Raw genomic sequence first — 937 nt, 5'->3', positions numbered from 1 at the left:
CAGTTAGCAAGCAATGGGCGTATTACTCTGCCGGGCTCCATCCGCCGCCGGGTGGGACTGTATGATGGGGATTTGCTACGGATCGAGGTCACTGAGGATGGACGAATCATCCTGACACCTGTCATGGCAGTGGATCGTAGTCAGGCGTACTTTTGGACATCTCGCTGGCAGAGAGGGGAGCAGGAAGCGGAAGAAGATCTGCGCAATGGTCGGGTGAGCACGTTTGAGAGCGTGGATGACTTGATTGAGGACTTAACCGGCGAGGATTGAGATGCCGTTCCGCCGCACCGAACGCTTCAAGAAAGCCTTTCGCGCCTTACCTGCTCCCATCCAGGAAAAAGCAGTCAAAGCTTTGCGTTTGCTCGCGGAAAATCCACACCATCCATCCTTACAGGTCAAGAAAATTCAGGGGGTGAATAACATATGGGAAGGGCGGGTGGACCAGAAATATCGCTTTACGTTCCAGTTTGAGAATGAGAATGATCGGATCATTATCGTTCTGCGAAACATTGACAACCATGATATTTGCCTGAAGAATCCCTGAACGATACCACTATGCCAGTTACACCGACCAATGCCAGCACGCGAGCGGGTGCGGAATACTGCTTCCGGGTCTCTCTGCACGTGTGTGTCGGCACCGCTTGCCACACAGATGCTGTAAAACCGGTAAAATGCTTGTATGCGCCTCATCCGCAACGATCCCGACCGCCGTATCCACCGCTGGTATGTGGTGGGGGTGCAGGCCACCCTGCTGGACGCCTGGGCGGTGGTGTGCGGGTGGGGCAGTCTGCACTCCGGCTACGAACGCTGGCGCTGGATCGCGTGCGAGGACGAAACCCATGCCCGGCAGCTGGCGGAGCGGATTGCCCGGCGCAAGATTCGGCGCGGCTACCGCCTCTTCGGGCAGGTCGTGAGGTGAGGATCGCTTTTCGGGAGC

General features: G+C 56.9%; 3 protein-coding genes. All 3 read left to right on the top strand.

The genetic code is table 11. The features are described from left to right. Positions 1-270, top strand: a 270-nt coding sequence (locus tag ATHL_RS04980; protein ID WP_062190409.1) for an AbrB/MazE/SpoVT family DNA-binding domain-containing protein, incomplete at its 5' end; no start/stop codon positions are given. Position 271: 1 nt separating this feature from the next. Next, the gene (locus ATHL_RS04975) at positions 272-544 is read left to right on the top strand and encodes a type II toxin-antitoxin system RelE family toxin (protein ID WP_062190407.1); all 273 of its coding nucleotides are present in this window, start codon (positions 272-274) and stop codon (positions 542-544) included. Between the two features lie 135 nt (positions 545-679). Beyond that, the gene (locus ATHL_RS04970) at positions 680-919 is read left to right on the top strand and encodes a WGR domain-containing protein (RefSeq protein WP_062190405.1); all 240 of its coding nucleotides are present in this window, start codon (positions 680-682) and stop codon (positions 917-919) included. The last annotated feature ends 18 nt before the right edge of the window (positions 920-937 follow it).

This window comes from Anaerolinea thermolimosa, assembly GCF_001050195.2.
Lineage (GTDB): Bacteria > Chloroflexota > Anaerolineae > Anaerolineales > Anaerolineaceae > Anaerolinea > Anaerolinea thermolimosa.
The sequence above is the reverse complement of the archived record's forward strand: the minus strand, read 5'-3'. Positions and strand labels throughout refer to the sequence as shown.

Coding starts and splice junctions, on each gene's coding strand:
- ATHL_RS04975 (WP_062190407.1), top strand. CDS start 272: ATGCCGTTCCGCCGCACCGAACGCTTCAAGAAAGCCTTTCGCGCCTTA.
- ATHL_RS04970 (WP_062190405.1), top strand. CDS start 680: ATGCGCCTCATCCGCAACGATCCCGACCGCCGTATCCACCGCTGGTAT.